Genomic DNA, 14,253 nt, shown 5'->3' on the forward strand with positions numbered 1-14,253 from the left:
ATCCCGGGGGCGCGCGGCGAAAATGGAAAATGCGAGGAAATACGATGAATCAATCAGAGGATATGAAGAAAAAGGCCGAGAATCCGGGACGCCCGGAAGGGCAGGCGGGAATCGATATGCTGAAGCGTATGAACCGTTCCCACGAGCCGCTGAGAAACTGGGGTCTGCCCCATATTCACTGGGTACCGGAGATGCACATTCTGGATGCCGGGTGCGGCGGCGGCGGTACCATCCGCGATCTGCTGACCCTGTCTGAAAACAGCATGGTGGACGGCATCGATTATGCGGAGGAGAGCATCACACTGGCCGGCAGGGTTAATGCGGAAGCTCTGGGCTCCAGGCTCCGTCTGACCCGGGCGGATGTGGCCGAACTTCCATTTGATGACGATATGTTCGACGCTGCAACCTGTGTGGAAACAGTTTATTTCTGGCCCCGGGCCGTAGCGGGTCTGGAGGAAATCCGCCGGGTTCTCCGTCCGGGAGGAGAGATCCTGATTCTGAACGAGGCCAGCGATCCCGGCACCACGGACTGGTCTTCCCGGTACGGTATCCCGATGAAGATATACCGACCTTCCGAACTGGCGGATCTGCTGGAAACCGCCGGATTCAGCGATGTGTCCTACGATGTGGGGCCGGACGGAAAGATGCTGGCCGTGTGCGGCAGAAAATAGCGGACAGTGAGTGTACAGGAGGGGCCATTGAAGGATTTCGTCTATGAAAACCATGTGAAAGTCTGTTTCGGAACCGGAGGACCGGAGAAATATCTGCCGAAGCTTCTGCCGGAGGAATGCCGCCGGGTGATGCTGACCTATGGCGGTCATTCGCTGAAACGGTCCGGTCTCTATGACCGGCTGGTGAAGATTCTCCGGGAGACGGGAAAGGAGATTGTGGAATTCTCCGGGATTATGCCGAACCCGACCCTGGAGAAGGTGCGGGAGGGCGCCCGGCTCGCCCGGGAGCAGCAAGTGGATTTCATCCTTGCCGCCGGGGGCGGCTCGGTGCTGGACTGCTCGAAAGCACTGGCAGCCCAGGCCCGCACCGAAGAGGATATCTGGGAGATGGAATTCTGCCGTCAGATCACTGCCCGGGAATGGATTCCCATGGGAGCGGTACTGACGGCCGCCGGCACCGGTTCGGAAATGAACAATGAGGCGGTGATCACCAACGAGGCGGAGCACCGGAAGGAGAGCGGATACGGCTGCCATGCGGATTTCGTCATCATGGATCCGTCTCTGACGCTGACCCTCCCGCCGCAGAATGCCATGTCCTGTGCGTTCGATTCCCTGAGTCACTGCATGGAAACCTACTTCGGGAAACCGGATGAGAATATTCTTTCGGATGACATGAACGAGGCAGTTATGCGGAGTATTATCCGTAATATGCGGAAGATGAAGGAGGATCCGGAGGATGTGAATGTGCGGGGAGAACTCATGTGGGCTTCTGCCATGGCGGAGACAGGGATCCTGAAACTGGGGAAAACCACGGATTTCCAGGGCCATCAGATCGAACATCAGCTGGGCGCTTACACGGATTGCAGCCACGGGCTGGGACTGGCCGTGATTCTTCCGGTGATGTACCGGCACATCTGGGCGGGATGTCCGTCCCGCTTCGCCCGTTTCGCCCTCCGGGTCATGGGTGTTCCGGAAGAAGGGCGAACAGAGGCGGAACTGGCAGCCGCCGGCATCCGTGCTTTGGAGGAGTTCATCCGGGAGATGGAACTGCCCCTCCGTTTCTCGGAGATGGGGCTGGATGTATCCTCTTACTGTCATGAGATTGCCCGTACTGCGCATCTCTCCCGGGGCTGCGCCAGACAACTCACTGCAGACGAGATGGAAGAAATCCTGCGGGAATGTGAATGATGAAACTATCGGAACAACAGCAGAAAGCAATCGAGGCGACGGGTCAGGTTCTGCTTCTGGCTGTGCCGGGCAGCGGGAAAACCACCACACTGGTGGCCCGGCTTCGGCATATGGTCATGAAGCAGGGGATTGATCCGTCTTCTATTCTGGTCATCACCTATACCAACGCCGCCGCCAACGACATGAAAGCGAGGTTCCTGGAGCTGACCCGGGCAGAAGCGGACGCCGTGCCGATCCGTTTCTGCACCATCAACAGTTTCTGCTACAGCGTTCTCACCTTCTACGCCCGGCGTTATCACCGGTCGAAGCCGGAAGATCTGACGGAAACGCTGCCCCTGATCCGGCAGCTGCTGCAGCGCATTTCCCACATTCCGTTCCCTTCAGAATCGGAAGTGGGAGATATGGCCCGGCAGATTACCTATGCGAAGAACCGGATGCTGAACGAGGAAGAAATCGGGGCACTTCTCTCGGGAGAGACGAAGGTGAAGCCGGTGTTCGATGCCTATACCCGGTGGATGAAAGAGCACCATTACATGGACTATGATGACCAGATCCTTTTCGCATGGCAGCTTCTGAGGAAGGTCCCCGGCCTGCTCCGGTATTTCCGTGAAAAATACCGCTACATTCTGGTGGATGAAGCCCAGGACACCTCGAAGCTTCAGCATGAAGTCATCCGGCTTCTGACCGGACCGGAGGGGAATCTGTTCATGGTGGGGGACGAGGATCAGTCGATCTACGGATTCCGGGCGGCCTGGCCCGAGGCGCTGCTCTCCTTCCGGGAATACTATCCCCGGGGCAGGGTGCTTTACCTGGAGAGGAACTACCGGTCTTCCAGGGCGATCGTGGGTGTATCCGCCCGGATCATCGGTCAGAACCAGAAGCGTTATCCGAAAGCCATGCGGGCGGTGCGCAGCGATTCCGGGACCGCCCGGATTCTCCGGTTTCGGTCCCGTCTGGATCAGTACCGGCAGATCACGGAGATGCTCCGGGGCGGCGGACCGAAGACAGCGGTGCTCTACCGGAATAACGACAGCGCAGTCCCGGTGGTTTTTGCCCTGGAAGAAGCGGGGATTCCCTACAGCGTGCGGGGACTGGACACCATGTTCTTTCATGACAAAATTGTGCAGGATGCGCTCGCCATACTCCGCTTCGCCATGGATCCCCGGGATTTCGATGCTCTGGACCGCATCTATTATAAGTTCGGCGCCCGGATTCCGAAGCAGGCTCTGCTGGAGGCGGAACGGGAAGTTGCAGGGGGCAGAGCCGGTTCTGTGCTGGAGGAGCTGTCCGGCTCGAAACGGATGGCCCGGTCCCAGAAAGAAAAAATCATCGATCTGGAAACAGAATTCCGGATCATCCGCAGCGGGGACTCTTCCATGGATGCGTTCCGGCGGATTTCCGGGACGATGAATTATCAGTATGGAAAAAGTGAGAAGATCTTCCTGCTCCGGGCGCTGACGGAGAAGGGGGAGTCCCTCGCCGCTTTTCTGGAGAAAATCGAAGAACTGGAGCAGCGGATCCTTCATCACCGGAACGAGGCGGACAGCCGAGTGGTGCTCAGCACGATTCACAGTGCGAAGGGACTGGAATATGAAAGGGTGATTCTCATCGATGCGGTGGAGGATATTCTGCCGGCCAAGGACGGGGATCCGGAGGAGGAACGCAGAATTTTTTATGTCGGCGTCACAAGGGCCCGGGATGAACTGGACCTGGCCGCATATGATGATTTCCGGCAGCCGTTCCTGGAAGAGCTCCGGACAGATCATTCCGCAGACTTCCCCAGGCGCTCCGGAGCCGGAATTCCGGATGTACCTTCAGCCAAAGGTTGAACTGGACAGCGGCCGGAAGAATGGTTGACAGAAGAGTGTCAGAATACTATACTTGACTCGGAATTGATTGGACAGGCGTTCATGAAGGGGTGCACCACCATGGGTACAGCACTGCTTTGTGTGCGCTTTTTTCATGCAGAAAGGAGCGCGTGAAGAACATGAATCAGAAAGAAATCAAACAGAACATTGTGGACTGTGTTAACCGGGTGAAGGCCGAGAATCCGATGGCCGGATCCATCACGAATACAGTGACCATCAATTTCGTTGCCAATGCACAGCTTGCCGTAGGCGGCAGCGCAGCCATGGTTTATCTGCCGGACGAGGCAGAGGGACTGGCCCTGGCGGGAAATGCACTGTACATCAATGTGGGAACGCTGTTTCCGGTCTATTCGGAAACCCTTCCCCGGGCGGCGAAGACGCTTCACGATGCAGGGAAGGCATGGGTGCTGGACCCGGTTGCCATCGGCCTGGGCAGCATGCGGACCCAGCTTCTGTATGATTTCAAAGAATATAAACCGACGATTGTCCGGGGGAATGCCTCGGAAATCATCTCTCTGGCAAAACTCTGGGGACTGGAAGAACAGGGAGAAACCGGGGCGGTTCGGGGTGTGGACTCCACTGACACCGTGGAAGCGGCGAAGGATGCCGCTGTACAGATCGCACGGTACACCGGCGGCGCTGTAGCGGTATCCGGCGAGACAGATCTGGTGACCGACGGTCACATGGCAGTCAGATCCCACGGCGGTTCTTTGTTCATGCCGATGATCACGGGAACAGGCTGCTCCCTGGGCGGCGTCACTGCCGTCTATGCCACCTCGGCTGACCCGTTCACGGCGGCGCTGACTGCGGCGAATGTTTATAATCTGGCAGGCGCCCGGGCAGAAAAGGATGTTCCGGGACCGGGAAGCTTCCAGGTGCGTTTTCTGGATGAACTCTATCGTGCCACGCCGGAGGAGATTGCGAACAATCCGTTCGAAGTGGAAGAATTATAATTGAAGTGAGAGCGGGCGGGTGTATACAGATCCTGCCTGATCGGGACAAAGAAACGGGGCTGCTGTCCGGACGATTTTTCATCGTCCGGGCAGCAGCCCTGTCATATCCGGTCTAATTGATCAGAGGGAACGGATCAGAATGCTATGTGCTTCAGGTCACCCTCCAGGATCTTCAGATCATAAGGTTCGAAGACCACATTTCTGTAGCCCTCCACGTCCAGAACGGTCTCATCCCAGTCGGAACGGATTTCACCGTTCTGCTTGATGATAATGTCATAGAGAATATCCCAGGTCTTGCCGTTCTCGTCAGTTTCAACAATTGTGCTGTAAGGCAGAGTCTTGTGATAGGTCAGTTCCAGTCCTTCATAATTGAAGTGGAATCCGCAGCGCATCCGGCAACCGTCCAGTCCGGTATAACCGGCGATGTGATTCAGATCCCGCAGGATGTTGTCGCCTTCCCGGTCATACAGGTTTTCCGGCGTGGTGGCAGTATAGTCGAAGCGGAACTGAACCGGAATGTTGTATTTCGTCCAGCGCTCCAGGTATTCCGGCAGACGCTCAGTAGGATATTCCTTGTAGAGGACACAGTTGACCCGGGTAGGAACTTTCAGCTTGCTCAGCAGTTCATCCGGGGATTCCTCCACATATTTTACAAGATGACGGGAGCAGTTAATGCAGGTGATCTTGTCCTTGTTCTTCTCCGTGAAGTCAATCAGATCCTGTTCCGACTGTCCGTCGAACACAGGAAGCGTGGTGTTGATGAAGACCCGGTGTGTGTTCGGAATCTCATCCAGCATCCGCTGCAGCGAGTCTCTGTGGGAGAACGGTTCTCCGCCTGTAAACACGAAATCGCAGTCCGGTGTGATCTCGTTCATGGTCCTGATGGACTGTATTATCTTCTCTTCACTGAACCCGGTGGTATCGGAATATTCGCCTTTGTTAATGCAAAACGGGCAGTGATTTCCGCAGTCATACGGCGCAAAAACGGTAACTGTCGCGCCGCCCTCTCTTGTCTTATATGGATTATGCATAGTGTCTTCTTAATCCTTTCATATACTATAATTTTTCACAGATCATTATATAATAAATAGTTCATGATTACAATTGGTTTCAAAGCATCTTTTCTGCTTTTGTACTTTAGAGTCTGAATGCACGGGGCAGAGCCCGTTGCAATACTTTCCAACCTATTATATGATAATAGATACGTTTTTTCGAATCGGCAGGCGCCGCCGGGTGCAGAAGAGAGAACCGGCCCATCGGACCGGATTGTCACGGAGTGAGGAAATGGCACAGTTATATTACCGCTACAGTACAATGAATGCGGGTAAATCCATTGAAGTGATCAAGGTCGCATATAACTACGAAGAACGGGGGAAGAATGTCCTGGTTCTGGTACCCGGTGTGGATGACCGGTTCGGCACCGGTTATGTCACGTCCCGGATCGGCGCCCGGCGGGAAGCGCTGATTGTGCGGGACGACACGAATATTCTGGAACTGTTCATGCGGGAGAGTTCCAGAAAGGACATTGACTGTGTTCTGATTGACGAGTGCCAGTTTCTGAAAAAACATCATGTGGAGGAACTGGTGGAGATCGTGGACAGCTTCAATGTACCAGTTCTGGCGTACGGCCTGAAGAATGATTTCCGGAACGAACTCTTCGAAGGGTCCTATTACATGCTGGTCTATGCGGACAAGATCGAGGAGATCAAGACCATCTGCTGGTGCGGACGGAAAGCGACGATGGTGGCCCGGGTGAAGGACGGGAAGATCGTGAAGCACGGCAAACAGATCGTGATCGGCGGTAACGAGATGTATGTATCTCTGTGCCGGAAACACTACAATGACGGACGGGTGGGGCCGGAGCTGATCCTGCCGGGACAGACTTATCTGGAAGAGGTTATGAAGAAAAAGACAGAAGAATAATCCCTGAAGGGAAGCGGCGTCGGTGAAAACCGGCGCCTGTTATTTTTTTTGGAAGGTACGTCACATTATGGTAAGTTTACATTAATATATTATCGAAACGCATTTTGACAAAGGATTATGGGAGGGCGTTCTTCCGTGTCTGAAAAAAGAACCGGGAAATCCGATTTACATACTGCGGTTTCCTGTGCTAAAATAAATGCATCGGGATTTCATGTGCGGTATTCGTTTTAAGAAAAGTTTAGTTAACAATAATTTGGAAGGGGTAAATATGAGGGTGAACGTGCTGAAACGGTGCGCCGCCGGACTTCTGGTCGGTCTGACGGTGCTGGTTACAGCTTTCGGATATGCCGATGCGGCGTATGCAGGGGTGACGGAGGCACCGTACGGGAAGGTTACTGCTGTGAAGAAGCTGACGGTACGGCGGGCGGCCGGGACCGATGCGGCAGCACAGTACAGCGTCCGGGCACACCAGGTGCTTTTTGTCTGCGGCGAAGCCAACGGGAAGATCAATAACGGACGGGGCATCTGGTACCGGGTACGCACCGGACAGGGAACCGGGTACGTCCGGGCTGATCAGGTCAGCGAGATGAAGCCGGCGACCGGAGGTGTTCCGGCCGGCGCACAGAACGGGAAATCCGTGGCGGCGGCTGCAGAGGCCGGATCGGAGGGGAAGCTGCTTTCCTCCCGGGCTGCGGCGAAGAATGCTTCGGTGGATGTGATCTCTGCCCAGCGTCCGTCTTATGTGACAAAGGCGGGATTTCCGTCAACCTATCTGCCGTATCTGGCGAAGCTGCATCTGCTGCATCCGAACTGGAAGTTCACTCCGGTGGCGACGAATCTGGACTGGAAGCAGGCGGCGGCGGCGCAGACCGCATACACCAACCGGAATCTCACCTGGTACAGTTTCCCGGATTCGTTCAAGTCCGTACAGCAGGGAGATTACAATTACCTGACGAACCAGTATGTGGGAAAGGACGGCTCTTCCTTCGTGGCTGCTTCACCGAAGGCGGTGAAGTATTATATGGATCCCCGCAACTGGCTGACGGAGTCGGGCATTTTCATGTTCGAGAGCAATGGCTACCACAGCTATCAGAACCTGACCATGGTGCGGAAAGTGGTGAAGAATAATTCCATCCTGTATCGGAAGGCGAATTCCAATTATTTTGTGTCCGGCGGGAAGAAATATGATATCAGTTCCGTGTATCTTGCCTCCAAATCCTATAACGAGCTGGGAACCGGAACGAAAATGATCAGCGGGAAGACCTCTCCCTATGTGGGTTATTATAATGCGTATAACATCGGGGCAAGTGATGCGGCAGGAGGCGGCGCCATGAACGGACTGGCTTACGCGAAGTCTGCCGGATGGAACTCGCTTCAGAAGGCAATTGTGGAAGGTGCCCGGTTCCTGCGGAACGGATATATCAACAACCGGCAGGATAATGCCTATCTTGAACACTTCAACGTGCTGAACGGACTGAGCAATGTCAGCACCCACGAGTATATGACCTGTGTCTATGCGGGGGAGAGCATGGCCCAGACGATTGCCTCCAATTACCGGCAGTACGGGATCCTGGACAGTGCGATTGAGTTTTTCATTCCGGTGTACCGGAATATGCCGCTTGCCACCTCCGGGAAACCGTCCACGTCCTCGGCGAAGGATAACAATAACTATCTCAAGACCCTGACACTGCAGGCAGGAACGAAAAAGTATGCGAAGATTTCGGCGGGTGCGCTGAATTATCATACGAGTTTCAAGACGACGGTGCCGGCTTCTGCGGATTCTGTGAAAATTTCGGCAGCGCCGGCCAGCCGGACCGCTGCGAAGGTCACCGGAACCGGAACACTCCGCATTGCGCCGGGAACGAACACTTTGTACGTGAAGTGTAAGTCTTCATCCGGGATAACCAGAACGTACCGGATCACAGTGGTGCGAAAGAACTGATTTCGTGGGTGACTATTCTCCGGATCAGGTATATAATGGAATTGAAAGATTACGAGAAAGAACGAATGAATGGGGCAGGGTTCCTGTTTCGGTGTTACTGCCGGAGGGGGATTCTGTCCCGATTCTTTTTTTGCTGGAAAATGTGCGGTGATTATTATGTCGAAGAAGAGAATCCTGCAGGAAGACTACAGGAAACTGAATGAGATTATCGTTGATCTGATGCTGGAGAACGATCAGCAGGCAGCAATCTCCGGACTACTGGAGAAGGTTGGTGCGCTGTTTCGGTCCGAACGGATGTACATCTTTGAAATCAATCCGAGAGGCAATGCAGACAACACCTATGAGTGGTGCGCCGATGGAGCGGCATCTTATCGGAGTTCCCTTCAGGATGTGCCGGTGTCCCGGTCTTTCCGGAAGATTCTTCTGGAGAAGCAGGTCGTTTTGCTTCCGGACCCGGCGCTTTTCGGGAGTCAGGAGCCCATGGTGGAAGAGATTCTGCTGTTCCGGAAGACGGATCGTATGATCCTGGCGCCGATTGTTCATAACAGGGAGATGACAGGCTTCTTCGGCGTGGATAATACGCCGGAGGATGATTCGGAGATCTTGTCCTCCCTCATACGGAAACTGATACCGGTGATCACATCCATACTCTACCTCCGGAATAATGTGGAGCGGCTCCGGGTCAGCCTGGGCTATGAATCGGTGCTGAATCACGCCGCTCTCAGGGCACTGGGGCAGCGGGATCCGGAACAGTCGATTCGGACATTTCTGGGGATCGTGGGGGAGCAGGTCGGTGCGACCCGGGCCTGCATCTGCGAGAGCCGGCAGTACGGCGGTATCTCAGTGACCTATGCGTGGGGAGATGGGACCCGGACAGGAAGAAGAGCGGAATGGATCAGCGGGGAAATATACAGGAAGTACTGGAAGTCCCGCCTCATGGATCAGCACATCATTCTGGTCCGGGATACGGATGTCTATGCCAGGGAGCACCCGGAGGAAGGGCGTATTCTCTTCGAACGTGGCGTCCGGCGCTGCGTGGTTCTGCCGGTGTTCGTGGAGGAGTACCGGGGATTTGTCTGTTTCGAGAACGTGAGAACGGATGCGGTGAACCGTACCATGAGTCTGTTCGAGGTGGCGGCAACTTTCATCGGTGCCTTGCTGCGTCACCGGGACAACGACCGGAATATCCGGCAGGTTTCTTTCCGGGATGACCTCACCGAAGCAATGAACCGGCATGCACTGAATCATATGGTGGATCGTCTGTCGAAGGATCAGTCTGTGGGCATGATTTTCTGCGATATTAACGGTTTGAAAGAGGTGAATGATTCGAAGGGACATCTGGCCGGAGATCAGCTGATTATCCGGACCTCTGAAATTCTCCTCCGTCATGTGCCCTGGAAGCAGTTCAGTAATGTGTTCCGCATGGGCGGGGATGAATTTCTGCTGCTCATGAGTGATATGGACAGTGCATCATTCCGACGTCTGGTGGATGAAGTGCGGCTGGATTTCCGCCGGGAGAATCTTTCCGTGTCCCTGGGGGCGATCTGGAATACGGATGTCCGGGACGGGCTCGGCCCTCTCCTGGAAGAGGCGGATCATGCCATGTATGAGGAGAAGAAACGCTGGCATGAGGAACACCGTCATTACATGCTGTCCAGCCGGAATATCAATCTGCAGGAATGTCTGATGAACGGGGAATTTTTCGTCTGTATGCAGCCCCGGGTCAGTCTGGAACAGGGACGGGTGATTTCCGGAGAGGCATTGATTCGCTGGGAACATCAGGGGAGAATGATGGAACCGGATTCCTTCCTGCCGGAGATGGAAGAGAACGGTTTTTTAGTTACCCTGGACAGCTGGGTCTGGAAGCAGGTTTTCCTTATGCAGAGAGAGCTTTTGGATCAGGGGGTTGAACCAGTTCCGGCAGTGCTGAACACGTCTGTTCCGGGTTTTCTGGAGAGGAATTACCTGGAAAGGCTGGCGGCACTGCGCCGGAAATACCGACTGCCGGGAAATTTGTTTCATATTGAGATCCGGTATGGCGATTATGTGAAAGAGAAGAGGGCGATGGATCGGATGATCGAAGGGCTGCATCGGGAGGGATTCCGAGTGCTGCTGGATCATTTCGGAGAAAGGAATGTCCCGGGCATTGAACTCCGGGAAGTTAAGGCGGACGCTTTGACACTGGATCCGGCCCGTTTTCAGCAGGAGGCACTCATGGATCCCGACCTCAGCATTGTGGATGAGCAGATCGCTATCTCCCATATCCAGGGAAAGTACATGTGTGTGGTCGGCATCGAGACGCCGGAACAGGCAGAACGCCTGAGGAAAATCGAATGTCATTACGGTCAGGGCAACTATTTCTACCGCCCGGTTCCGCTGAAACAATTCGTCCGTCTGATTCGCACCGAGGGGGTGGTGGATGACGGGAAGTACCGGATCTACCGGGAACGGATCAGCATGCTGAATATCCGGAATGCCGTGGATGAAGGGCTGCTGACGAACCGTCTGCTGAATCATGTTCTGGGCGCCGCTGCGATTTATGAGCGGCAGGGAAACAGAATCCGGATTCTGCAGATCAATCAGGCGTACAGTGAATTGATGGGGCTTTCCATCCATGACGGGAAGCCGGACCCCGGAACACTGGACAGAATCAATGAGTCCCTGAGCGGCATGCTGTACGGCATGATGCGGGCAGAAGAGGATGCGGAAAACGGATGGGGCACCCCGTTTTCGGTCATCCGCCCGGACGGGAAGCATATAGACCTGTATATCCGGATCTTCCGCATCTTCGGAGACCGGGACAGAACATTCTATTTCGTGCTGCTGCATGAATATGTGGTGGGGAACCCGAAGCGACAGCCCTGACAGGTTCCCCGCCGGACCAGTTCCGCATTGATGCCGTTCAGAATGGTGCGCTTTTCATAGGACCAGGGAGGTGCGATCAGCAGGGGACGGGGACAATCTGCCGTCAGCCGGTGGATCGTGACTTCCGGCGGCGTTCTTTCCACCAGATCACAGACCAGATCCACATACTCTTCTATGGAAGGGAAGGGCTGGTAGCCCGGATACTCTGATGCCAGCCGGGTTCCCTTCATCACATTCAGCATGTGAAGCTTCAGCCCCCATGTGCCCTGGCGGATGACATGGTCCAGAGATTCGGTCATATCCGTCCGGTCTTCCCCGGGAAGTCCCAGAATCAGGTGGGTGACCACATGAATGTTCCGCTTTCGGAGCTCCTTCATGGCGCTGTCATATTCCGACAGTTCGTAGCAGCGGTTGATCCGCCGGGCGGTGCGTTCGTGGATGGTCTGCAGCCCCAGCTCCACCCACACGAAACAGGTGCGGTTCAGCTCTTCCAGGTAATCCAGCACGTCCTCCGGCAGACAGTCCGGACGGGTGGCGATCACCAGTCCCTGAATCCTGGGTTCGGCCAGCACGGCGCCGAATTTGTGCCGGAGTTCCGCCGCCGGCGCATAGGTGTTCGTGTGGTTCTGGAAGTATCCCAGATAACCGGCCCGGGGCCATTTCGACGAGAGCAGATCGATCTGACCGGAAATGTCAGAGGAGAATTCCCCGCTTCCGGTGCTGCTGCAGAACAGACAGCCGCCGGTTCCCCGGGTGCCGTCCCGGTTCGGACAGGTGAAACCGCCGTCCAGAGCGAGCTTGATCATCTTCCGGCCGAAACGCTGCCTGAGCCATGCACTGATGGTGTTCATACGTTCTGCAGCCACATCGCCGGTGGGGGTCTTTCGCAGAATGCCCCGGGACCGGATCAGTTCCGGGTCGATGCTGTCTTCCTGGTTCCAGATTTCCGCCGGGCTTCGGCCCGGCGGATTGTATTTCATGTCAGACATGGTGCTTTCAACTCCTTCTTTTCTTCAAACTTCCGTTATGATATAATAGTTAGTCAGAAAAAATCAACCTTGGGAGGAGATATTTTGAAGGAGAAACTGCTTCTGCACAGTTGCTGCGGACCCTGCAGCACAGCATGCATCGAAAGACTGTTTCCGGATTACGAAATCACAGTTTTTTACTACAATCCGTGTATTACGGACACAGAGGAATATATGAAGCGCCGGGAGAGCCAGATCCGGTTCATCGAGGCCATGAACCGGCAGCACGAAGCGCCGGAGGACCGGATCCGCTTCGCCGACGGGGACCGGGATACGGAGGAATACTTCCGCCGGGTTCGGGGCCTGGAACAGGAACCGGAAGGGGGCGCCCGCTGTACGGTCTGTTTCCGCCAGCGTCTGGAGGAATCGGCCCGCTATGCGAAGGAACACGGCTTTCCGCTGTTCACCACCACGCTGACGGTCAGTCCACACAAGGACTATCCGCTGATTTCCGGCATCGGGAAAGATATTGCCCGGGAAACAGAGGGGGTGGAATTCCTGGATATCGATTTCAAGAAGAAAGCCGGTTTCCAGCGCAGCGTCGCCCTTTCGAAGGAATACGGCCTGTACCGTCAGAATTTCTGCGGGTGTGAGTTTTCCAGAAGAGTGTAGTGTCAGTGCAGAGTCCGTCGGCCCGAAATGCAGGAACACGGAGAGAACGGACAGGCAGGACGGGAACAGAAGAAACAAGGAAGAAGGAAGAAAGGAAGTAACGAAAATGAGCAACCTCATCATTCCGGAGGGATATCAGTCAATTCTCAGCCCGGTGGAAACCCAGCGTGCGATCAAGAAAATCAAGGACTATTTCCAGGCGGAGCTGGCCTACGGCCTGCAGCTGAGACGTGTCTCTGCGCCGCTGTTCGTGGATCCGGCATCCGGCATGAACGATAATCTGAACGGTGTGGAGCGCCGGGTGGAGTTCACGCTGAAGGACATGGACGAAAGAAAGGTGGAAATCGTTCAATCCCTGGCGAAGTGGAAACGGTATGCACTGGGTAAGTACGAGGTGGAGCCGGAGCACGGCATCTACACCGATATGAATGCGATCAGAAGAGATGAGGAGCTGGATAACCTGCACTCGGTTTACGTGGACCAGTGGGACTGGGAGAAGGTCATCACGAAGGAAGAACGGACCACGGAATACCTGCATCACACTGTGGAAACGATTTACAACGCCATCCGCAATCTGAGCGACTACGTGAACCGGCTTTATCGCAACATCCAGAATGAAATTCCGAACGAAATCTTTTTCATCACCTCCCAGGAGCTGGAGGACAGATATCCGGAACTGACGCCGAAGGAGAGGGAGAACGAGATCTGCCGGGAGAAACGGGCCGTCTTCATCGAGAAAATCGGCGGAGACCTGGCCTCCGGCAAGCCTCATGACGGCAGATCGCCGGACTACGACGACTGGGAACTGAACGGAGATATCCTTCTCTGGAACGACGTGCTGGACATCGCATTCGAACTCTCCTCCATGGGAATTCGTGTGGATGCGGACGCCATGGACCGTCAGCTGAAGCTGGCCGGCGCAGAGGACCGGCGGAACCTTCCGTTCCATCAGTCCATTCTGCTGAACCAGCTGCCGTATTCCATCGGCGGCGGCATCGGCCAGAGCCGACTCTGCATGTATTTCCTCCGGAAAGCCCATATCGGCGAGGTACAGGTCAGCGTCTGGCCGGAGGAGATGATTCAGAAGTGCGCAGAAAACGGCATCGACCTGCTGTAAGTTTCCGGCGTCGCAGGACAAAGGCCATCCGGGCAGCCGGTCAGGCACCGGTGCAGCAGGGATAACGCATACAAGGGGGTGAGCAG

11 protein-coding genes are annotated in these 14,253 nt (G+C 55.3%); 9 read left to right on the forward strand and 2 right to left on the reverse strand.

From position 1 onward, the window contains the following. Window positions 1-44: 44 nt before the first annotated feature. The 4 genes from BLQ24_RS02550 (at window position 45) to thiM (ending at window position 4,680) form a co-directional block, all read left to right on the forward strand. Window positions 45-671, forward strand: coding sequence for a class I SAM-dependent methyltransferase (locus BLQ24_RS02550; protein ID WP_173327691.1), 627 nt, complete (start codon window positions 45-47; stop codon window positions 669-671). Window positions 672-698: 27 nt separating this feature from the next. Beyond that, the gene (locus BLQ24_RS02555; RefSeq protein ID WP_090162343.1) at window positions 699-1,859 is read left to right on the forward strand and encodes an iron-containing alcohol dehydrogenase; all 1,161 of its coding nucleotides are present in this window, start codon (window positions 699-701) and stop codon (window positions 1,857-1,859) included. Next, the gene (locus BLQ24_RS02560; protein ID WP_090162345.1) at window positions 1,856-3,688 is read left to right on the forward strand and encodes an ATP-dependent helicase; all 1,833 of its coding nucleotides are present in this window, start codon (window positions 1,856-1,858) and stop codon (window positions 3,686-3,688) included. The genes BLQ24_RS02555 and BLQ24_RS02560 overlap by 4 nt, the downstream gene beginning before the upstream one ends. A gap of 158 nt (window positions 3,689-3,846) precedes the next feature. After that, a complete protein-coding gene (gene thiM, locus BLQ24_RS02565) occupies window positions 3,847-4,680 on the forward strand; it encodes a hydroxyethylthiazole kinase (protein ID WP_090162450.1) in 834 nt (277 codons plus the stop codon). A 134-nt stretch (window positions 4,681-4,814) separates the two neighbouring features. Here thiM and BLQ24_RS02570 read toward each other — a convergent pair whose 3' ends face one another. Beyond that, window positions 4,815-5,711 (reverse strand): 4Fe-4S cluster-binding domain-containing protein, encoded by an 897-nt coding sequence (locus BLQ24_RS02570; RefSeq protein WP_090162347.1) that lies wholly within the window; start codon window positions 5,709-5,711, stop codon window positions 4,815-4,817. 253 nt (window positions 5,712-5,964) lie between these two features. Between BLQ24_RS02570 and BLQ24_RS02575 the strand changes: the two genes are divergently transcribed. From BLQ24_RS02575 to BLQ24_RS02585, 3 genes are all read left to right on the forward strand, one after another. Next, window positions 5,965-6,603, forward strand: coding sequence for a thymidine kinase (locus BLQ24_RS02575; RefSeq protein WP_090162349.1), 639 nt, complete (start codon window positions 5,965-5,967; stop codon window positions 6,601-6,603). 268 nt (window positions 6,604-6,871) lie between these two features. Further along, window positions 6,872-8,545 carry a cadherin-like beta sandwich domain-containing protein gene (locus BLQ24_RS02580; RefSeq protein WP_090162351.1) on the forward strand — a complete coding sequence of 558 codons (1,674 nt, stop codon included), beginning with the start codon at window positions 6,872-6,874 and terminating at the stop codon, window positions 8,543-8,545. 156 nt (window positions 8,546-8,701) lie between these two features. Then, on the forward strand, window positions 8,702-11,410 hold the full coding sequence (locus BLQ24_RS02585) for an EAL domain-containing protein (protein ID WP_176755849.1): 2,709 nt from the start codon (window positions 8,702-8,704) through the stop codon (window positions 11,408-11,410). Here BLQ24_RS02585 and mnmL read toward each other — a convergent pair. After that, window positions 11,356-12,399, reverse strand: coding sequence for a tRNA modification radical SAM protein MnmL/YtqA (mnmL, locus tag BLQ24_RS02590; protein WP_336433254.1), 1,044 nt, complete (start codon window positions 12,397-12,399; stop codon window positions 11,356-11,358). The genes BLQ24_RS02585 and mnmL overlap by 55 nt on opposite strands. Before the next feature lie 84 nt (window positions 12,400-12,483). On the opposite strand from mnmL, the gene BLQ24_RS02595 reads away from it, so the two are divergent. Together BLQ24_RS02595 and asnA are read left to right on the forward strand one after the other, a co-directional pair. Further along, window positions 12,484-13,050, forward strand: coding sequence for an epoxyqueuosine reductase QueH (locus BLQ24_RS02595; RefSeq protein ID WP_242869567.1), 567 nt, complete (start codon window positions 12,484-12,486; stop codon window positions 13,048-13,050). A 106-nt stretch (window positions 13,051-13,156) separates the two neighbouring features. Then, a complete protein-coding gene (gene asnA / locus BLQ24_RS02600) occupies window positions 13,157-14,167 on the forward strand; it encodes an aspartate--ammonia ligase (RefSeq protein ID WP_090162355.1) in 1,011 nt (336 codons plus the stop codon). Window positions 14,168-14,253 lie beyond the last annotated feature (86 nt).

The sequence above is a fragment of the Eubacterium pyruvativorans genome, assembly GCF_900102225.1.
GTDB lineage: Bacteria > Bacillota > Clostridia > Peptostreptococcales > Anaerovoracaceae > Aminicella > Aminicella pyruvativorans.